The sequence below is a fragment of the Caballeronia sp. INML2 genome (genome assembly GCF_023631365.1).
GTDB classification, from domain to species: Bacteria; Pseudomonadota; Gammaproteobacteria; order Burkholderiales; family Burkholderiaceae; genus Caballeronia; species Caballeronia turbans.
On the sequence record NZ_JALQDH010000008.1, the window covers coordinates 1 to 18,564 of the forward strand.

Genomic DNA, 18,564 nt, shown 5'->3' on the forward strand with positions numbered 1-18,564 from the left:
CAAACTGCGTGTGACCGCGGGCGTGTGGAGCTGCTTTCTTTGGTTACTTTCTTTGCAGCAGCAAAGAAAGTGACTGCTGCCCCGCATAGGGGCAGTGCTAATAAACCAACACCAATACGGGATCCGGCGAACAACAAAAACAAAAAAAAACGCCGCGACTCTCACCGCGGCGCCCAACGCAAACATCCAGCAATCACTTCCAGGGTTACGCCATCTTCAACGCGCATCCCCCGCATGCACCGCGCCTTCGAACTCATGCGCGGCTTCACGCGCATCACGCCGCGCATCGCGTTCCTTGCGCACGCCGTTGAACACGATGTTCAACACGACCGCCGACACCGATGCCAGCAAGATGCCGCTGTGGAGAATCGGCTCCAGCGCGTGCGGCAGTTGCGTGAAGAACTTCGGCGCGACGACCGGCACCATGCCCATCCCGACGCTCACCGCGACGATGAACAGATTGTGCTGGTTCTTCGAGAAGTCTACGCGCGAGAGCGTCTTGATGCCGTTGGCCGCGACCATGCCGAACATGACGATGCCCGCGCCGCCGAGCACGAACGGCGGCACTGACGCCACCACCTGCGCCATCTTCGGGAACAGACCGAGCACGACGAGAATCACGCCGCCCGTCGCGCAGACGAAGCGGCTCTTCACGCCCGTCACGCCGATCAGCCCGACGTTCTGCGAAAACGAAGTGTGCGGAAACGAATTGAAGATGCCGCCGATCAGCGTGCCGAGCCCATCGACACGCAGGCCGCGCACGAGCGCCTTCTGATCGACCGGACGCTCGACGAGATCGCCGACCGCGAGGAACATGCCCGTCGATTCGATGAACGTGACGAACATGACGATGACCATCGTCGCGACCGAGAGCGCATCGAAGTGCGGCATGCCGAAGTGGAACGGCAGCACGATGCCGACCCACGGTGCGTGCGCGACGCCATCCATGTTCACGCGGCCGAGCATCGCGGCGATGACGAAGCCCGCAACGATCCCGAGCAGCACCGAAATATTCGCGATGAAACCGCGCGCGAACTTGTTGATGAGCAGGATCAGCGAAAGCACGACGAGCGACAGCAGCAGAAACACCGGATTGCCGTATTCGGGATTGCCGACGCCGCCCGCCGCCCAGTTGATGCCGACGCCCATCAGCGAGAGACCGATTACCGCGATCACGGTGCCGACCACGACCGGCGGGAAGAACCGCAACAGCTTGCCGATCATCGGCGCGAGGAATATGCCGATCACGCCCGCCGCGATGGTCGCGCCGAATACGTCGAGAATGCCGAGCGAGGGATTGGTGCCGATCGCGACCATCGGGCCGACGGCCGCGAACGTGCAGCCCATGATGACGGGCAGGCGAATGCCGAAGATCCACAGCCCGAGCGTCTGAATCAGCGTGGCGACGCCGCACGAGAACAAATCCGCGCTGATGAGAAACGCGACCTGGTCTTTCGGCAGTCCCATCGCCGCGCCGAGAATCAGGGGCACCGCGACCGCGCCCGCGTACATCACGAGAACGTGCTGTATGCCGAGCGTCAGAAGCTGACCGGCGGGCAGCCGTTCGTCGCACGGATGCACGGACGGGTTCACCGAACTTGAAGCCATGTCTCTCTCCTATATCGCCTTCATTTGAATGGCCTCCAAGTTAAGTGCATCGCAACGCATGAACAAGACCGCCCGGCGCTATACATCGCGTTCGCGCGTCGATATGGGTTTCGCGCGCCACCGGTGGCGCGAAGAGGCGCAAGCCCTTGTCACAGGGGCTTTGGCGCACATCGCAGGAAATCCGTCGCGTGACGAAAGGTCGCTTTCCTCGACTGCTCGTTATGATGTTCATCACGCCGCGCGTATAGTCCGTTTTTCGTGTTCATCGCGTAATCGTGGGGTTTACCCGCGTTTTACGCGTTTTCCCTGACGTCTTTTCGGACTCGACATCCCATGCGTTTTTTAGGCATCGACCTCGGCACGGGCTCCTTGAAACTCGCCATCGTCGACGAAAACGGGCGCGAAACCGCATCGTCGAGCGCGGCGTATGCGGTGACCAGCGCGCAGCCCGGCTGGGCCGAGACCACGGTCGATGCGTGGTACTCCGCGCTCGTCGGCGCCGCGTCGCGCCTGCCCGCTGACGAGCGCGAAGCGGTGAGCGCAGTCGGCTTTTCCGGGCAGATGCACGGCGTCGTGCCGACCGGCGCCGATGGCCACGCGCTGCGCGCCGCGATGCTGTGGCCCGACACGCGCGCCCGCGATCTGCTCGATGCATGGCGCGGACCGCAGCCCAATCCGGTCGCGCCCGGCATGGCGGGGCCGCTGCTGCGCTGGCTCGTGTCGCACGAACCGGAGATCGCGGGCGGCACGCGCTGGGCGTTGCAGCCGAAGGACTGGCTGCGCGTGAAGCTCGGCGGCGCCGCGCCTGCGAGTTTCGTCACCGATGCGTCCGATGCCTGCGCGACCGCGCTCGCCGCGCCATCGGGCGAATGGGACGATGCGCTCATCGACGCGCTCGGTTTGCCGCGCACATGGTTCGCGCCGCTGGCGGCATCGCATGACATTGGCGGCGTGTTGTCGGGCGAAGCGGCGGCCGCGCTCGGCTTGCGCGCGGGCATCCCGATGGCCGTCGGCGCGGGCGATACGCCGTGCGCCGCGCTCGGCAGCGGGCTATCGTCCGACGGCGACGCGCTTCTCACCACCGGCACCGGCGGCCAGATCGTCGTGATGTGCGCCGACGCGCCCGCGCCCGTGCATGGCCTGCACACGTATCGTGCGGCGACCGGGGCGTGGTATCGCATGGCGGCGATGCAGAACGTCGGCGTCGCGCTCGAAGCGGTGCGCGGCTGGCTCGGCTATCCGTCGTGGCCGCAAGCCTACGACGACGCGTTCGCTGCGAACGCCAGCGCATCCGTGAGCTTTCTGCCGTATCTGAGCGGCGAACGTTCCCCGTGGATGAACCCCGACGCGCGCGGCGGCTGGCTCGGACTCGGCCTCGACGACACGCGCGGCACCATGATGCACGCCGCGTTCGAAGGCGTGGCATTCGCCTTGCGTGCCGGGCTGGACGCCGTTCGGCGACACTCCGGGGCGAACGGCGCACCGCTCGATTCGATGCTGCTCGCGGGCGGCGGCTCCGTCGATGCGCGCTGGCGGCAGTTGCTTGCCGACGCATTGCGCGTCGAGCTGCACGCAGTCGATTGCCCGAACGCGGCGACGCGCGGCGCGGCGATCCTCGGCGGCATCGCGGCGGGCCATTGGCGCATCGACGATCTCGCATCGCTCGCACCCGCCGCGACGCTCGTCGCGACGCCGCGGGCGAACGCTTCGCTCGACGCACGGCTCGCGCGTTTCATCGATCTGTACAAGCGTGCCGAAGACTGGTTCACGGTCGGGCGCGAGTCCGCTTAAACTTTCGTAGCTTCGACCCCGATGCCATCCGCATCGGGGATCATGAAGCGTCGCTTCATATGAGCGGTAACTGAAGCGCGCTTCGTCAAGACAACATCGAACTCAGCCATGTCCGCACCTTCGCCGTCACATCCCGATTTCCGCGCGCGCGCGTTTCTGCTCGATCATGCGTTGCGCACGATGACCTTCTATCACCCGCACTGCATGGACCCTGCGGGCGGATTCTTTCACTACTACAAGAACGACGGCACGATCTACGACCGCGCCTCGCGTCATCTCGTGTCGAGCACGCGCTTCGTCTTCAACTATGCGATGGCGTACAAGCACTTCGGTCTCGATGAATATCGCGGCGGCGTGGCGCATGGCATCGAATATCTGCGCGAGTTTCATCGCAATCCGCAGACGGGCGGCTATGCGTGGACGCTGAGCGGACGCGACGTCACCGATGCGACCAACCATTGCTACGGCCTCGCGTTCGTCGTGCTCGCGTATGCGAAGGCGGTCGAAGCGGGATTCGACGAGGCGCGCGCATGGCTCGACGAAACCTGGAACCTGATGGAAACGCGCTTCTGGGATGCAGAGCACGGCCTCTACAAGGACGAAGCGACCGCCGACTGGCAGGTGTCCGACTATCGCGGCCAGAACGCGAACATGCACGCCTGCGAGGCGCTGCTCGCCGCGTTCGAAGCGACGGGCGAAGCGCGCTATCTAGACCGCGCGGCCCTGCTTGCCGACAACATGGTGAACCGTCAGGCCGCGCTCGCGGGCGGCCTCGTCTGGGAACACTACAAGCCGGACTGGTCGATCGACTGGAATTACAACAAGGGAGACCGCAGCAACATCTTCAGGCCGTGGGGTTTTCAGCCGGGGCATCAGACCGAATGGGCGAAGCTGCTGCTGATCCTCGAGCGTCATCGCCCGCAGGCGTGGCACGTGACGCGTGCGCGAGAGTTGTTCGACCGCGCGCTGGAACTGTCGTGGGATCACGAGCACGGGGGGATGGTGTACGGCTTCGATCCAGACGGCAAGTTCTACGACGAGGACAAATACTTCTGGGTCCAGGCGGAATCGATCGCGGCGGCCGCGCTGCTGGCGGATCGCGCGCAACGCGACGGCGACGCCGCGCTCGCCGCGCGTTACTTGAACGATTACGACCGCCTGTGGGCCTATAGCTGGGAGCATTTCGTCGATCACAAATGGGGCGCGTGGTACCGCATTCTCACGCGCGACAACCGCCAGTACAGCGACGAGAAGAGTCCGGCCGGAAAGGTCGACTATCACACGATGGGTGCATGCTACGAAGTCCTGAACGTCGTGCGCTGAGACAAAATCCAGATTATCGAAACCCAAGGAGCAGAACGATGAAAACGAAAGCAGCAATCGCATGGGAAGCCGGCAAGCCGTTGACGATCGAGGAAGTCGATCTCGAAGGACCGCGCGCGGGTGAAGTCCTGATCGAAGTCAAGGCAACGGGCATCTGTCACACCGATTACTACACGCTGTCGGGCGCCGATCCGGAAGGCATCTTTCCGGCGATTCTCGGGCATGAGGGCGCGGGTGTGATCGTGGATGTCGGGCCGGGCGTCGGCACGTTGAAAAAGGGCGATCACGTCATTCCGCTGTATACGCCGGAGTGTCGCCAGTGCAAGTTCTGTCTGTCGCGCAAGACGAATCTCTGCCAGGCGATTCGCGCGACGCAGGGCAAAGGGCTGATGCCGGATGCGACTTCGCGTTTCTCGCTCGATGGCAAGCCCTTGTTCCATTACATGGGCACATCGACGTTCTCGAATTACATCGTCGTGCCTGAGATCGCGGTCGCGAAAGTGCGCGAAGACGCGCCGTTCGACAAGATCTGCTACATCGGCTGCGGCGTGACGACGGGCGTCGGCGCGGTCGTCTATTCGGCGAAAGTCGAGGCGGGCGCGAATGTCGTCGTGTTCGGTCTCGGCGGTATCGGCCTGAACGTGATTCAGGGCGCGAAGATGGTCGGCGCGGACAAGATCATCGGCGTCGATATCAATCCGGGCCGTGTCGAACTCGCGAAGAAGTTCGGCATGACCCACTTCATCAACCCGAAGGAAGTCGAGAACGTCGTCGACCATATCGTGCAGCTTACCGATGGCGGCGCGGATTATTCGTTCGAGTGCGTCGGCAATGTGAAGCTGATGCGTCAGGCGCTGGAATGCACGCACAAGGGCTGGGGACAGTCGTTCATCATTGGCGTGGCGGCGGCGGGCGAGGAGATCGGCACGCGCCCGTTCCAGCTCGTCACCGGCCGCGAATGGAAAGGCTCGGCGTTCGGCGGCGCGCGCGGGCGCACGGACGTGCCGAAGATCGTCGACTGGTATATGGAAGGCAAGATCAACATCGACGATCTGATCACGCATCATCTCAAGCTGGAGCAGATCAACGATGGCTTCGACCTGATGAAGAAGGGCGAGTCGATTCGTTCTGTCGTCATCTACTGAGCGGGGAAAACGCCATGCTGGAACTCGTGGAAGAACATCGTTGCTTCGAGGGCGTGCAGCGCATCTATCGGCACGAATCGCAGACGATCGGCCTGCCGATGCGTTTCTCCGTCTTTCTGCCGAAAGAGGCCGCATCGCACAAGGTGCCCGCGTTGTTTTATCTCGCCGGCCTCACTTGCACCGAAGAGACGTTCCCGATCAAGGCGGGCGCGCAGCGTTATGCGGCGGAACACGGCATTGCGCTGATCGCGCCGGATACGAGTCCGCGCGGCGCGGATATTCCCGGCGAGAAAGACGCATGGGATTTCGGCGTCGGCGCGGGCTTTTATGTCGATGCGACGCGCGAGCCGTGGGCGCGGCGTTATCGCATGTACTCGTATGTGACGCAGGAATTGCGTGAGACGGTGCTTTCGGCGTTGCCGGTGCGGGAGGATCGCATCGGCATCTTCGGGCATTCGATGGGCGGTCACGGGGCGCTCGTGCTCGCGTTGCGCAATCCTGACCTATACAGGTCGGTGTCGGCGTTCGCGCCGATCGCGGCGCCGTCGCAGTGCCCGTGGGGCGTGAAGGCGTTTTCCGGCTATCTCGGCGATGATCGCGAAGCGTGGAAGCAATACGATGCGAGCGAACTCATCAAGGGCGATGCGGCGTCGCGGTTCGAAGGCGGGATTCTTGTCGATCAGGGAATGGCGGATCAGTTTCTTGCCGAGCAGTTACATCCTGATGTGTTGGAGCGCAATGCACAGGAAGCGGGGCACCGGGTGACGGTGCGGCGTCATGAAGGCTACGATCATGGGTATTTCTTCATTTCGACGTTCGTCGGGGGGCATGTCGCGCATCATGCGCGGGTTTTGTGTCGTTGATTTTTTTTCGGCGGATCCCGTTTTCTTGTTGGTTTATTAGCACAGGGGCAGTGCTAATAGACCGATACCCTAACGGGATCCAGCGAAAACAAAACCAAAAGCAAACCCAAACCCAAACCCAAACCCTCAATTCCCGCGCCGCGCAAGCAGACTGCCGCCATACACGATTGCGGCGAGCATCGTGATCCAGAAGCTCGTCGGCCAGTCGGTGTAGTAGGCGAGAGTAAGCCCGACCCACGCCTGCCCGAGCGCAAACAATGCCGCGAGCACCAGCCCCGACGATAACCGCGTCGTCACGTTCTGCGCCGCGGCCGCCGGCCCGACCATCAACGCGAACACGAGCAGCACGCCCACGATCTGCGTGCACGCCGCAACCGCGAGCGCGGTGATCGCCAGAAACAGCACGGAAACGAGCCGCAACGACACACCCTTGGCTTCCGCAAGCTCCGGCTGCAAGGACGCAAACAGCAAAGGCCGCATGATGAAGCCGAGCGCGCCCAGACTCACGATGGCGAGACCCGCCAGCACGACGAGCGTCTCATGGCTCACGCCAAGCACGTTGCCGAAAAGCAGCGCCGTGGCCTGCGTCGCATACGCGGTGAAGAAGTGCAGAAACAACAGGCCGAAGCCGAGCGATAGCGAAAGAATCACGCCGATCGCCACATCGCGGCCCGAGAGGCGTTCGCCGAGCGCGCCCATGCCGACGCCGGCCGCGAGCGTGAAGCCCACCATCCCCCAGAGCGGCGGCATGCCGAGCAGCACCGCGCCCGTCGCGCCGGTGAAGCCGACGTGCGACAGCGCGTGACCCGCGAAGGTCTGCCCGCGCAACACGAGAAAGTACCCGACGATTCCCGACAGCACCGCGACCATCCCCGACGCCGCGAACGCATTCACCATGAAGTCGTATTCGAACATTGTGCTTTTTCTATTTGGCGTGGCTGTGGCCGTGACCGTGCGCATGGTCATGCTCGTGTTCGTGCTCATGCTCATGCTCCCCGCCTTCTTCATGAGCGTGATCGAGCTTGTCGATCTCGACATCGCCCGACATCACGAAGATGCGGCCGTTCACGCGCATCACGTCGATGGGCGAACCGTACAGGCGCGACAACACGGGCCTCGAGATGACTTCGTCGACGGTGCCGAGCGCGGCGCGCCCGCTGCCGAGATAGAGCACGCGGTCGAGTGAATTCAGCAGCGGATTGAGCTCGTGCGCCGAGAACAGCACGGTGATGTTCAGTTCGCGCTGAACGCGCCGCACGAGTTCGACGACGCCCGTCTGATGACGCGGATCGAGATTGATGAGCGGCTCGTCGAGCAGCAGGAGCCGCGGATTGCCGAGCAGACACTGCGCGAGCAGCAGACGCTGGCGCTCGCCGCCCGACAGTTCCGACAACGGACGCGAAGCCAGTTGATGCGCGCCGACGAGTTCGAGCACGCGCTCGACATCGGCGCGAATGCGCGCGTTGCGATGCGGCAGGCCCCAGTGATGCCCGTCGGCGGCCATCGCGACGAAATCGCGGCCCAGCACGCGCCGGTTGGCGAGTCCGGTGCGAATCTGCGGCATGTAACCAATGGATGCATTGCCGCGCACGACCGTTTCGCCGTTCACACGGATCGACCCGCTTTTTAGCGGCACGAGGCCAAGCAGCGCGCGCATCAGCGTGGTCTTGCCTGCGCCGTTCGGCCCGAGCACGCCGATGAACTCGCCGTTGCGGACCGTGAAGCTCGCGTCGTTGAGAATCTCGCGCCCGCCGAGCGCGAGGGTCACGCGATCGACTTCGAGCGCGGCTTGCGTGGTTGCGGCGGCGGTCATCGCTGCCATCCTTGCAGCGCGCCCGACAGCGTGTCGAGTTGCGACTGCATCCATTGCTGATAGGTCTCTTTTGCGGGCAGGGTTTCGGTCACGCTGATGCTCGGCACATGTGCATCCTTTGCGATGTTGAGCATGCGCTTCGTCAGCGCGCCCGTGGCCTGGCTGTTGTAGATGAGCACGTGCACCCGGCGCTCGCGCAGATCCTTTTCGAACGCGGCGATATCGGCGGCGCTCGGCTCGGTCTCGTTCATCGATGCCATTTGAAAGCGCAGGTTGCGCATCTCGAAGCCGATGGCATCGGCCATGTAGCCGAACACCGGCTCGGTCGCGGTGACGGGCACGCCCTTGTAGTGCGTCTTCAACTGCGCGACGGTCGAGTCGATCGGCTTCATCGAACCGAGGAAGGCCGCGAGGCGCGCGTCGTAATCGCTTTTGTGCGACGGGTCGGCGCTCACGAGATATGCGCTCACTGCCTTCGCGACGGCGGGCATCGTCGCCGGGTCGTACCAGAGGTGCGGATTGTCACCGGCCTTCCTGCCGACGAGCTTCGCCACGACGATCACCGTGCGCTTGTCGTTGCTCTTCGATACGGCGAGCAACTTGTCCATCCACGGATCGTAGTCCGCGCCGTTATAGACGACGAGGGCCGCGTGCTGCAATGCGCGCGCGGTTTTCGGGCTCGCTTCGAAGAGATGCGGGTCTTCGTCCGGATTGCTGAGGATGCTCGTCACCTGCACGTGATCGCCGCCGAGCTGCCGGATGACGTCGCCGTAGAAGTTCTCCGCCGCGACGACCGGCACGCGCGCGGTCTGCGCGGATGCCGTATTGCACAAGCCGAGTGCGATGGCGAAGCAGGTCAGGATGTGCGCGAATTTCATCGATTTCCTTTCTGGATGAGTCGTTCTCGAGCGAAGCGAATCAGGCGTCGCGATGTTTGCGCTGGCAATCGGCGCACAGCCCGCTCAATTCCACGACCTGGTGATGCACCTGAAAGCCGTGCGCCGGCGGGCTCGCGGACAGCGACGAAGCGAGCTCGCGGCCCTGGATTTCGAGCGTCGCGCCGCATTCGTCGCAGATGAGGAACTGGCTTTCGTGCGGCTTGCCCGCGTCGCAGCACGCGATGAACGCGTTCTTCGACTCGATGCGATGCACGAAGCCGTTCTCGACGAGAAATTCCAGCGCGCGATAGACGGTGGTCGGCGGCACGCGCGCGCCGCGCTGCGGCTCCATCACGTCGATGAGGTCGTAGGCGCCGATCGGCTTGTGCGCCTTCAGCACGAGTTCGTAGACCTGGCGGCGCAGCGGCGTGAGCGCGACGCCGCGCTCGACGCTGAGCGCTTCGGCGCGGGCCAGCATGGTTTCGACGGATGCGGTCATGTCATCTCGGCCGCGTCGGGACGCGACCCGTGCAAGGGGTTGAACCGTGAGCGGGCGTGCCGCTCGTCGGACGATTTGGAAATGATATAACGTATCGCGTTGACATGCGAGAACTAGAATTGTGCTGAACCGTCTGTAGTGCCGCCCGCGTGATACCGCGCTTGGCTCTCCGACCCGTTGCTACACGGGTTTTCCCGACCTTTCCCACGTTTGCGCGACGCAACATCGAAACCTGTGCCGACGCCTTGACACGACCGCGTGCAACGCCGATCATTCGATCAAACAAAGAGCAATTGTTCATTCGCAGAGCGTTCGCTCACACGAACGGCGATCGAAGGAATCGGAGACATCGGTGAGACTGACAGACAAGGTCGCGGTCATTACGGGTGCCGCGAGCGGCATCGGCGAAGCGGTCGCGCGGCGCTATCTGGAGGAAGGTGCGCAGGTCGTCGCCGTCGACGTGAAAGACGAACACGACATGGCGCAGCGCTTCGCGGACGTCGGCGCGCGCATGCTCGCGCTCAAGGCCGACGTCACGCAGCGTGAAGAGATCGCGCGCATCGTGGCGCGCACGGTCGAGCGTTTTGGAGGCATCGACATTCTCTTCAATAACGCGGCGCTCTTCGACATGCGCCCGATCCTCGATGAATCCTGGGACGTGTACGACCGCCTGTTCGCGGTCAACGTCAAAGGCATGTTCTTTCTGATGCAGGCGGTCGCCAAGTGCATGGTCGAGCAGGGGCGTGGCGGCAAGATCATCAATATGTCATCGCAAGCCGGACGGCGCGGCGAGGCGCTCGTGTCGCATTACTGCGCGACCAAGGCGGCGGTGATCAGCTATACGCAGTCGGCGGCGCTCGCGCTCGCCAGGGAACGCATCAACGTGAACGGCATCGCGCCGGGCGTCGTCGATACCCCGATGTGGAACGAAGTCGACGCGCTCTTCGCGCGCTACGAGAACCGGCCGCTTGGCGAGAAGAAGCGGCTCGTCGGCGAGGAAGTGCCGCTCGGGCGCATGGGCGTGCCCGCGGACCTCACAGGGGCGGCGCTCTTTCTGGCGTCATCGGATTCGGATTACATCACCGCTCAGACAATCAACGTCGACGGCGGCAACTGGATGAGTTGACGCGCTCCACGCCCGCACGCCATGCGGCTTGCAGCGCGGCAGGCACCGTCTATAGTGAAACGGCGTCGCGGCGAATGCGTGCGCGTGAAAACCGAACCTCTACGACGACGGAGGCAGGCGCGGCAAAGGATCAACCCGGCAACCACGCGATCCCCGATCGCGCACCCTCAAAAGCAGGCAGCGGCATACACGGCGCTTGCGGTCATGCATGAGACTGTCCGCCGTGTCCGTGCAAACAAAAAGGAGACGAACCCAATGAAACGCACCCAACGTATCGTTCGAGCACAACCGCGCGCACGTCGCGCCCCGTTCGTGACCGGGGCGCTGTCGGCCGCGCTGGCCGCCGCCGCGCTCGTGCCGCTGTCGGCGCATGCCGCGTCGACCATCACGATCGCGACGTTGAACAACCCGGACATGATCGAGTTGAAGAAGCTCGCCCCGGCCTTCGAGAAGGCCAATCCGGACATCCAGCTGAAATGGGTGATCCTCGAAGAGAACGTGCTGCGTCAGCGCGCGACGACCGACATCACGACCAACAGCGGCCAGTTCGACGTGATCACCATCGGCACGTATGAGGCGCCGCAATGGGGCAAGCGCGGCTGGCTCTCGCCGATGACCGGCCTGCCCGCCAACTACGATCTCGACGACGTCGTGAAAACCGCGCGCGACGGCCTCTCGTCCGGCGGCGTGCTTTATGCGCTGCCGTTCTACGTCGAAAGCTCGATGACGTATTACCGCAAGGATCTGTTCCAGGCGGCCGGCCTCAAGATGCCCGACCAGCCGACCTATGACCAGATCAAGCAGTTCGCCGACAAGCTCACCGACAAGTCCAAGGGCCAGTACGGCATCTGCCTGCGCGGCAAGGCGGGCTGGGGCGAGAACATGGCGTTCGTGTCGACGGTCGTGAACACCTTCGGCGGCGAATGGTTCAACGAGAAGTGGCAGGCGCAGCTCGACACGCCCGAGTGGAAGAAGGCAGTCGGCTTCTACGCTGATCTGCTGAAGAGCGACGGCCCGCCGGGAGCGAGCTCGAACGGCTTCAACGAGAACCTCACGCTGATGTCGTCCGGCAAGTGCGCGATGTGGATCGACGCGACGGTCGCCGCCGGCATGCTCTACAACAAGTCGCAGTCGCAGGTGTCGGACAAGATCGGCTTCGCGGCGGCGCCGATTGCCGTCACGCCGAAGGGCTCGCACTGGCTGTGGTCGTGGTCGCTCGCGATCCCGAAGACGTCGAAGCAGCAGGACGCCGCGAAGAAATTCGCCGCATGGGCGACGTCGAAGGAATACATCGAGATGGTCGGCAAGGACGAAGGCTGGGCGTCGGTACCGCCGGGCACGCGCAAGTCGACCTACGCGCGCCCCGAGTACAAGCAGGCCGCGCCGTTCGGCGACTTCGTGCTGAAGGCGATCGAAACCGCGGACCCGAACGACGCGACGCTGCACAAGGTGCCGTATAGCGGCATCCAGTTCGTCGGCATTCCGGAGTTCCAGTCCTTCGGCACGGTGGTCGGCCAGTCGATCGCGGGCGTCGTCGCGGGTCAGACGAGCGTCGACAACGCGCTGAAGGCGGCGAACGCCGCCGCGGATCGCGCCGTGAAGCAGGCGGGCTATCAGAAGTAATCTTCCGCGGTACACGGGCCGCGTCGCCTGATGCGGCCCGCCGGCATCATCATCGAGAGGTGACACGATGAGTCAACTGAATCCCCCCATCACCGATCATCATCTGGAGGAGTCCGCCGCCGAGCGCGACAAGCGGCGCGCAAAGTCGGTGCGATGGCTGATCGCGCCATCGACCGGATTGCTCTTTCTGTGGATGGCCATTCCGCTCGCGATGACGATCTGGTTTTCGTTCTCGCGCTACAACCTGCTGAACCCCGATGTCAAAGGCTTCGCGGGCTTCGACAATTTCGAGTTCCTCGTCACCGATCCGGCGTTCGGCCCATCCATCGGCCATACGCTGACGCTGATCATTTCGGTGCTCGTCATCACGGTCGTGGGCGGCGTGCTGCTCGCCGTGCTGTTCGATCGCAAGTTCTTCGGACAGGGCATCGCGCGTCTGCTCGTGATCGCGCCGTTCTTCGTGATGCCGACGGTCTCCGCGCTCATCTGGAAGAACATGATTCTGCATCCGGTGTACGGCCTCATCGCGAGCCTGATGCGCTCGATGGGCATGCAGCCGATCGACTGGTTCGCCGACTATCCGCTGTTCGCGGTCATCGTGATCGTCGCGTGGCAATGGCTGCCTTTCGCGTTCCTGATTCTCTTCACGGCGATCCAGTCGCTCGATCAGGAACAGAAGGAAGCGGCGCGCATCGACGGCGCGGGTCCGTTCGCGATGTTCTTCTTCATCACGCTGCCGCACCTGAAGCGCGCGGTCGCCGTGGTCGTGATGATGGAAACCATCTTCCTGCTGTCGATCTTCGCGGAAATCTACACGACGACGGGCGGCGGCCCCGGCACCGCGACGACCAACCTGTCGTACCTGATCTACGCACTCGGCCTGCAGCAGTTCGATGTCGGTCTCGCATCGGCGGGCGGCATTCTCGCGGTCATTCTCGCCAACATCGTCGCGTTCTTCCTCGTGAGAATGCTCGCGAAGAACCTCAAAGGGGAGTACGAGTCATGAGCACTCAAACGGTTACGGGCGCGCCGCGGACCACCGCGCTCGGTCACGCCAAGAATGTGGTGCCCGGCATCGTCGCGTGGATCGTGTCCATCCTGCTGTTCTTTCCGATCTTCTGGATGACGATCACCGCGTTCAAGACGGAGCAGCAGGCGTACTCGTCGTCGCTGTTCTTCACGCCGACGCTGGAGAGCTTCCGTGAAGTGTTTGCGCGCAGCAACTACTTCGGCTTCGCGTGGAATTCGGTGCTGATCTCGGTGGGCGTCACGTTGCTCTGCCTGATCCTCGCCGTGCCGTGCGCGTACGCGATGGCGTTCTTCCCGACCCGGAAAACGCAGTCGGTCCTCCTGTGGATGTTGTCCACGAAGATGATGCCGTCGGTCGGCGTGCTCGTGCCGATCTACCTCTTGTGGAAGAACACGGGCCTGCTCGATAGCGTGTCCGGGCTCATCATCGTGTACACGTTGATCAACCTGCCGATCGCCGTGTGGATGGCCTACACGTACTTCAACGAAGTGCCGAAGGACATTCTCGAAGCAGGCCGCATCGACGGCGCGACGACGTGGCAGGAAATCGTCTACCTGCTGATGCCGATGGCGCTGCCCGGTCTCGCATCGACGGGTCTGCTGCTCATCATCCTGTCGTGGAACGAGGCATTCTGGAGCATCAACCTGTCGAGCTCGAACGCGGCGCCGCTGACGGTGTTCATCGCGTCGTACTCGAGTCCGGAGGGCCTCTTCTGGGCGAAGCTCTCGGCGGCTTCGCTGCTCGCGGTCGCGCCGATCCTGATCGTCGGCTGGGTCTCGCAGAAGCAGCTGGTGCGCGGCCTCACGTTTGGCGCGGTGAAGTGAGGATGCGAGCGTGAACCTCACTCCATCCCACGAGGCCAATCTCGAAGACCGCCTGTTGATCTGCGATTGCGACGGCGTGCTGATCGACAGCGAAGCGGTGGCCGCGCGCATGCTCGTCACCGAGTTGCAGGCGCTGTGGCCGGGCGTCGATGTCGAGCCGGTCGTGATGCCGCTGCTCGGGTTGCGCATCGAGGCGGTGCTCGCGAGCGCCGCCGATACGGTGAACCGCACGCTGACGCACGATCAGGTCGTCGCGATCCGGCATGCCGTCGAAGTCGCGGCCATCGAGGCGCCGGCGGTGCCCGGCATCGCCGAGGCGCTCGCGGCCGTGCCATTCATGAAGGCGTGCGCGAGCAACAGCTTTTCGACCTATGTCGATGCCGTGCTCAAACGCACGGGCCTGCTGCGCTTTTTCGGCGAGCGGCGTTTTTGCGCGGACATGGTCGCGAATCCGAAGCCCGCGCCCGACGTCTATCTGGCGGCGGCGCGCGCGATGCGCATCGATCCGCTGCGCTGCCTCGTCGTCGAGGACAGCGTGACCGGCGTGACGGCGGCGAAGGCGGCGGGCATGCCAGTGCTCGGCTTCATCGGCGGCGGACATGCGACCGAAGGGCAGATCGGCGCGCTCGAAAGGGCGGGGGCGCAGAAGGTATTCGACGACATGACGCGATTGCCTGCGCTCGTCGAGCAATGGCTGCAGAACGCGACGTTCGAAATCAGATAGCGGAAAGCGCGTGACGCATCGCTAATGAAGACTGGAGACACACATCATGGCTAGCCTGACACTGCGCAATATCAGCAAGCGTTATGAAGAAACCGAGGTGATGCGCAACATCAACCTCGATATCAACGACGGCGAGTTCGTCGTGTTCGTCGGCCCGTCGGGCTGCGGCAAGTCGACGTTGATGCGCATGATCGCGGGTCTGGAGGACATCAGCGGCGGCGACCTCATGATCGACAACGCGCGCGTGAATGAACTGGCGCCCGCGAAGCGCGGCATCGCCATGGTGTTCCAGTCGTACGCGCTGTATCCGCACATGACGCTTTACGACAACATGGCGTTCGGCCTCAAGCTCGCGGGCGAGAAGAAGCCCGCGATCGATGCCGCCGTGAAGAACGCCGCGAAGATTCTCCATATCGACCATCTGCTCGATCGCAAGCCGAAGCAGTTGTCGGGCGGCCAGCGTCAGCGCGTGGCGATCGGGCGCGCGATCACGCGCAAGCCGAAGGTGTTCCTGTTCGACGAGCCGCTCTCGAACCTCGATGCCGCGTTGCGCGTGAAGATGCGCCTTGAATTCGCGCGCCTGCACGACGACCTCAAGACGACGATGATCTACGTGACGCACGATCAGGTCGAGGCGATGACGCTCGCGGACAAGATCGTCGTGCTGTCGGCGGGGAACATCGAGCAGGTCGGCACGCCGAACACGCTGTATCACGCGCCGGCGAACCGCTTCGTCGCGGGCTTCATCGGCTCGCCGAAGATGAACTTCCTGTCGGGCACGGTCGCGCAGATCCAGAACGACGGCGTGCTCGTGAAATACGCGACGGGCGAGACGCAGCTCGTCGGCGTGCTGCCCGGCAATGCGAAGCCGGGCGATGCGGTGACCGTCGGCATTCGTCCCGAGCACTTGCAGCCGAACGCGCCCGACTCCGGCGATTACGGCGTTTCCGCTTCGGCGATGACGGTCGAAACGCTCGGCGACGCCGCGTATCTCTATGCCGAAACGGACGTCGCGCCGGATGGGCTGATCTCGCGCATTCCGCCGCTCGAGAAGCACGCGCGCGGCGAGAAGCTGAAGCTCGGTACGGCGCCGGATCATTGCCATCTGTTCAACGCGGAAGGGCAGGCGTACACGCGCAGGGTCGTGGATTCGTGGCTGCGGGAGCACGCGACAGCGGCCTGAAATTCCGCTGATCGCATGAGCGGCGCCGTTCGGCAGAGCGGCGCCGTTGTTTTTTGCACGACCCGCATACGCGCGATAATCTCGTTTTCGACCAGCCACCCGCGTTGGCCCGCGCCCGTCCCACACGATATCGCCATGCCCGTCCTGAACGAACTCTTCGTCTATCCCGTCAAGTCCTGCGCCGGCATTTCGCTGCCCCGCGCGACGCTCCTCGACACGGGTCTCGAATACGACCGTCACTGGATGGTGACCGATCCGGCGGGCGCGATGTTCACGCAACGCACACATCCGCGCATGGCGCTGATCAGGACCGCATTCGATGGCGACGATCTCGTCATCGACGCGCCCGGCATGCCGACGCTTCGCACGCCGCTCTGCGCCGAAGCGCTCACCGATGCGCGGGCGATACGCGCGACCGTCTGGCGCGATACCGTCGATGCGCTCGACACCGGCGAGGACGCTGCGCGATGGTTCAGCGAATTCATGGACACGTCCGCGCGTCTCGTGCGTTTCGCGCCGTCCTCGCGTCGCGACGTCAGCGACGAATGGACCGCGCCGCACAGCACGCACACGCGCTTCGCGGATCAGTTTCCGCTGCTCGTCGTCGGCCAGGCATCGCTCGACGATCTCAACGCACGCCTGTCCATCAAGGGCGCGCCGGGCATCGCGGCGAATCGCTTCCGCCCGAATCTCGTGATCGGCGGGCTCGATGCGTACGAAGAGGATTTCATCGGCGACATGCACGTTCGCGTGCCGGGACGCGCTGTGCGGCTACGGCTCGTGAAGCTCTGCACGCGCTGTCCGATTCCATCGATCGATCAGGGCACGGGCGCGCACGATCCATCGTGGCCGCACGAGCCGCTCGACACGATGAGCGCGTATCGCGGCAGCGATCAGTTCGACGGCGCGCTCACCTTCGGCAAGAACGCGATCATCCTGGAAGGCGAGGGCGTCGCGCTGGAAGTCGGGCAGGACGTGGAAGCGGAAATCGACTTCTGACGCTCACGCGTCGAGCGCGGCTTTCGCGCACAACTCGTCCGTGACAAGCCCCGACAGCCATTTCCCTTTCAACGCGGCGATGAGCGCCTCGCGCTTGCGCTCGCCGCCCGCGAAACCGATCGTCGGGCGTTTGGGCGGTGCATCGAGCTTGAGGCTCGTCACGCGCGCCCCGGTTTTCGAGGTCACGCGCTTGCCGTTTGCATCGATCGGCAGGCCGAGCCATTCGGCCACGGCGCCCGCCGACATCATCTCGTCGACTTCCGCGCGCGTGATGAAACCGTCCTGGTGCAGCGGACAATTCACGCCCACGTTGCCGATGCCGACGAACGCCACGTCCGCCTGCTTCGCGAGTTCGCTGACGATGCGATACAGCCGGTGACTCACCCACTGCGCGCGCTCGGCTTCGCTGTCGGCCATGAGCGGCGCGGGCAACATGAAGTGCTTGCCGCCGGTCTTCTCCGATAGCTGCTGCGCGACGTCATAACGATTCGATGAACCGTCCTGTGCTATTGCGCCGACCATCGAAACGAAGCGATGCTGCGGCCGGTCGATCTGCCCGATCTGAGCGACGCAGGCCTTCAGCGTGCGCCCGCTGCCGATCGACACGACGAGCGGTTTCTCTTCGAGCAGATAGCGCTCCATCACCTGCGCGCCCGCGACGGCGAGCTTGCGGTCGACTTGCTCGGGCGCGTCGCCGTCGATGGGCACGACTTCGCACATCGCGAGACCGTAGCGGTCGCTGAGCGCCTTCGCGAGCGACAGGCAATCGGCGATGCGATGATCGACGCGCACGCGGATCAGGTTCTTTTCGACGGCGAAGGCGACGAGTCGCTGCGCCACCGGTCGCGAGATCTGGAGCTTTTCGGCGATCTCGTTCTGGGTGTTGCCGGCGACGTAATAGAGCCACGCTGCGCGCGTCGCGAGGTCGAGTTTTTCAGTGGACTTGGGCACTGGTGGTTTCGTTTTTTGCTTTGTTGCTTTTTTTAGGGGTGTTTTTGGGGTTTTTTTGGGGTGTTGCCGGATCCCGTATTCGTGTTGGTTTATTAGCGCTGCCCCTATGCGGGGCGGCAGTCACTTTCTTTGCTGCTGCAAAGAAAGTAACCAAAGAAAGCAGCTCGAGACGCCCGCGGTCACA

General features: G+C 63.8%; 17 protein-coding genes and 1 pseudogene. 11 read left to right on the forward strand and 7 right to left on the reverse strand.

What is annotated here, in order from left to right; genetic code table 11:
• Positions 1 to 216 precede the first annotated feature (216 nt).
• Positions 217 to 1,608, reverse strand: a complete 1,392-nt coding sequence (locus NCT32_RS02555) for a nucleobase:cation symporter-2 family protein (protein WP_061117683.1) — start codon at positions 1,606 to 1,608, stop codon at positions 217 to 219.
• 333 nt (positions 1,609 to 1,941) lie between these two features.
• Here NCT32_RS02555 and NCT32_RS02560 point away from each other — a divergent pair, with 333 nt between their 5' ends.
• The 4 genes from NCT32_RS02560 (at position 1,942) to fghA (ending at position 6,730) form a co-directional block, all read left to right on the forward strand.
• Positions 1,942 to 3,399: a xylulokinase gene (locus tag NCT32_RS02560; protein WP_061117682.1), complete on the forward strand. Its 1,458-nt coding sequence runs from the start codon at positions 1,942 to 1,944 to the stop codon at positions 3,397 to 3,399.
• 108 nt (positions 3,400 to 3,507) lie between these two features.
• Positions 3,508 to 4,722, forward strand: a complete 1,215-nt coding sequence (locus NCT32_RS02565; protein WP_061117681.1) for an AGE family epimerase/isomerase — start codon at positions 3,508 to 3,510, stop codon at positions 4,720 to 4,722.
• Positions 4,723 to 4,760: 38 nt separating this feature from the next.
• Positions 4,761 to 5,867, forward strand: a complete 1,107-nt coding sequence (locus tag NCT32_RS02570; RefSeq protein WP_061117680.1) for an S-(hydroxymethyl)glutathione dehydrogenase/class III alcohol dehydrogenase — start codon at positions 4,761 to 4,763, stop codon at positions 5,865 to 5,867.
• Between the two features lie 14 nt (positions 5,868 to 5,881).
• On the forward strand, positions 5,882 to 6,730 hold the full coding sequence (fghA, locus tag NCT32_RS02575) for an S-formylglutathione hydrolase (RefSeq protein WP_061117679.1): 849 nt from the start codon (positions 5,882 to 5,884) through the stop codon (positions 6,728 to 6,730).
• Positions 6,731 to 6,856: 126 nt separating this feature from the next.
• Here fghA and NCT32_RS02580 read toward each other — a convergent pair whose 3' ends face one another.
• From NCT32_RS02580 to NCT32_RS02595, 4 genes are read right to left on the reverse strand one after another with little or no spacing between them, the layout of a single operon-like run.
• The gene (locus NCT32_RS02580; RefSeq protein ID WP_250476359.1) at positions 6,857 to 7,645 is read right to left on the reverse strand and encodes a metal ABC transporter permease; all 789 of its coding nucleotides are present in this window, start codon (positions 7,643 to 7,645) and stop codon (positions 6,857 to 6,859) included.
• A 10-nt stretch (positions 7,646 to 7,655) separates the two neighbouring features.
• Positions 7,656 to 8,543 (reverse strand): metal ABC transporter ATP-binding protein, encoded by an 888-nt coding sequence (locus tag NCT32_RS02585; protein WP_250489873.1) that lies wholly within the window; start codon positions 8,541 to 8,543, stop codon positions 7,656 to 7,658.
• A complete protein-coding gene (locus NCT32_RS02590; RefSeq protein ID WP_061117677.1) occupies positions 8,540 to 9,421 on the reverse strand; it encodes a metal ABC transporter solute-binding protein in 882 nt (293 codons plus the stop codon). Before NCT32_RS02590 ends, NCT32_RS02585 begins: the two co-directional genes overlap by 4 nt.
• 40 nt (positions 9,422 to 9,461) lie before the next feature.
• On the reverse strand, positions 9,462 to 9,920 hold the full coding sequence (locus NCT32_RS02595) for a Fur family transcriptional regulator (protein WP_061117676.1): 459 nt from the start codon (positions 9,918 to 9,920) through the stop codon (positions 9,462 to 9,464).
• A gap of 352 nt (positions 9,921 to 10,272) precedes the next feature.
• Here NCT32_RS02595 and NCT32_RS02600 point away from each other — a divergent pair, with 352 nt between their 5' ends.
• From NCT32_RS02600 to NCT32_RS02630, 7 genes are all read left to right on the forward strand, one after another.
• The gene (locus NCT32_RS02600; protein WP_061117675.1) at positions 10,273 to 11,046 is read left to right on the forward strand and encodes an L-iditol 2-dehydrogenase; all 774 of its coding nucleotides are present in this window, start codon (positions 10,273 to 10,275) and stop codon (positions 11,044 to 11,046) included.
• A 255-nt stretch (positions 11,047 to 11,301) separates the two neighbouring features.
• Positions 11,302 to 12,669, forward strand: a complete 1,368-nt coding sequence (locus NCT32_RS02605; protein WP_250489874.1) for a sugar ABC transporter substrate-binding protein — start codon at positions 11,302 to 11,304, stop codon at positions 12,667 to 12,669.
• A 67-nt stretch (positions 12,670 to 12,736) separates the two neighbouring features.
• Positions 12,737 to 13,675, forward strand: coding sequence for a carbohydrate ABC transporter permease (locus NCT32_RS02610; RefSeq protein ID WP_061117673.1), 939 nt, complete (start codon positions 12,737 to 12,739; stop codon positions 13,673 to 13,675).
• Positions 13,672 to 14,523, forward strand: coding sequence for a carbohydrate ABC transporter permease (locus NCT32_RS02615; RefSeq protein ID WP_061117672.1), 852 nt, complete (start codon positions 13,672 to 13,674; stop codon positions 14,521 to 14,523). The genes NCT32_RS02610 and NCT32_RS02615 overlap by 4 nt, the downstream gene beginning before the upstream one ends.
• A gap of 10 nt (positions 14,524 to 14,533) precedes the next feature.
• Positions 14,534 to 15,247 carry an HAD family phosphatase gene (locus tag NCT32_RS02620; RefSeq protein WP_061117671.1) on the forward strand — a complete coding sequence of 238 codons (714 nt, stop codon included), beginning with the start codon at positions 14,534 to 14,536 and terminating at the stop codon, positions 15,245 to 15,247.
• 46 nt (positions 15,248 to 15,293) lie between these two features.
• Entirely contained in the window at positions 15,294 to 16,430 is a 1,137-nt protein-coding gene (locus NCT32_RS02625) for an ABC transporter ATP-binding protein (protein ID WP_061117670.1), read from the forward strand.
• A 135-nt stretch (positions 16,431 to 16,565) separates the two neighbouring features.
• Entirely contained in the window at positions 16,566 to 17,429 is an 864-nt protein-coding gene (locus tag NCT32_RS02630; RefSeq protein WP_061117669.1) for an MOSC domain-containing protein, read from the forward strand.
• Positions 17,430 to 17,432: 3 nt separating this feature from the next.
• On the opposite strand, the gene NCT32_RS02635 is transcribed toward NCT32_RS02630, so the two are convergent.
• On the reverse strand, positions 17,433 to 18,380 hold the full coding sequence (locus NCT32_RS02635) for a sugar-binding transcriptional regulator (RefSeq protein WP_061117668.1): 948 nt from the start codon (positions 18,378 to 18,380) through the stop codon (positions 17,433 to 17,435).
• A pseudogene (locus NCT32_RS02640) lies at positions 18,364 to 18,564 on the reverse strand (hypothetical protein); the annotation flags it as partial. The gene NCT32_RS02635 and the pseudogene NCT32_RS02640, both read right to left, overlap by 17 nt.

What these genes read in the sequence shown, in the direction of transcription:
- NCT32_RS02610 (WP_061117673.1), top strand. Translation starts at nt 12,737, where the DNA reads ATGAGTCAACTGAATCCCCCCATCACCGATCATCATCTGGAGGAGTCC.
- NCT32_RS02585 (WP_250489873.1), bottom strand. Translation starts at nt 8,543, where the DNA reads ATGACCGCCGCCGCAACCACGCAAGCCGCGCTCGAAGTCGATCGCGTG.
- NCT32_RS02595 (WP_061117676.1), bottom strand. Translation starts at nt 9,920, where the DNA reads ATGACCGCATCCGTCGAAACCATGCTGGCCCGCGCCGAAGCGCTCAGC.
- NCT32_RS02630 (WP_061117669.1), top strand. Translation starts at nt 16,566, where the DNA reads ATGCCCGTCCTGAACGAACTCTTCGTCTATCCCGTCAAGTCCTGCGCC.
- NCT32_RS02560 (WP_061117682.1), top strand. Translation starts at nt 1,942, where the DNA reads ATGCGTTTTTTAGGCATCGACCTCGGCACGGGCTCCTTGAAACTCGCC.
- NCT32_RS02590 (WP_061117677.1), bottom strand. Translation starts at nt 9,421, where the DNA reads ATGAAATTCGCGCACATCCTGACCTGCTTCGCCATCGCACTCGGCTTG.
- NCT32_RS02555 (WP_061117683.1), bottom strand. Translation starts at nt 1,608, where the DNA reads ATGGCTTCAAGTTCGGTGAACCCGTCCGTGCATCCGTGCGACGAACGG.
- NCT32_RS02625 (WP_061117670.1), top strand. Translation starts at nt 15,294, where the DNA reads ATGGCTAGCCTGACACTGCGCAATATCAGCAAGCGTTATGAAGAAACC.
- NCT32_RS02615 (WP_061117672.1), top strand. Translation starts at nt 13,672, where the DNA reads ATGAGCACTCAAACGGTTACGGGCGCGCCGCGGACCACCGCGCTCGGT.
- NCT32_RS02580 (WP_250476359.1), bottom strand. Translation starts at nt 7,645, where the DNA reads ATGTTCGAATACGACTTCATGGTGAATGCGTTCGCGGCGTCGGGGATG.
- NCT32_RS02565 (WP_061117681.1), top strand. Translation starts at nt 3,508, where the DNA reads ATGTCCGCACCTTCGCCGTCACATCCCGATTTCCGCGCGCGCGCGTTT.
- fghA (WP_061117679.1), top strand. Translation starts at nt 5,882, where the DNA reads ATGCTGGAACTCGTGGAAGAACATCGTTGCTTCGAGGGCGTGCAGCGC.
- NCT32_RS02570 (WP_061117680.1), top strand. Translation starts at nt 4,761, where the DNA reads ATGAAAACGAAAGCAGCAATCGCATGGGAAGCCGGCAAGCCGTTGACG.
- NCT32_RS02605 (WP_250489874.1), top strand. Translation starts at nt 11,302, where the DNA reads ATGAAACGCACCCAACGTATCGTTCGAGCACAACCGCGCGCACGTCGC.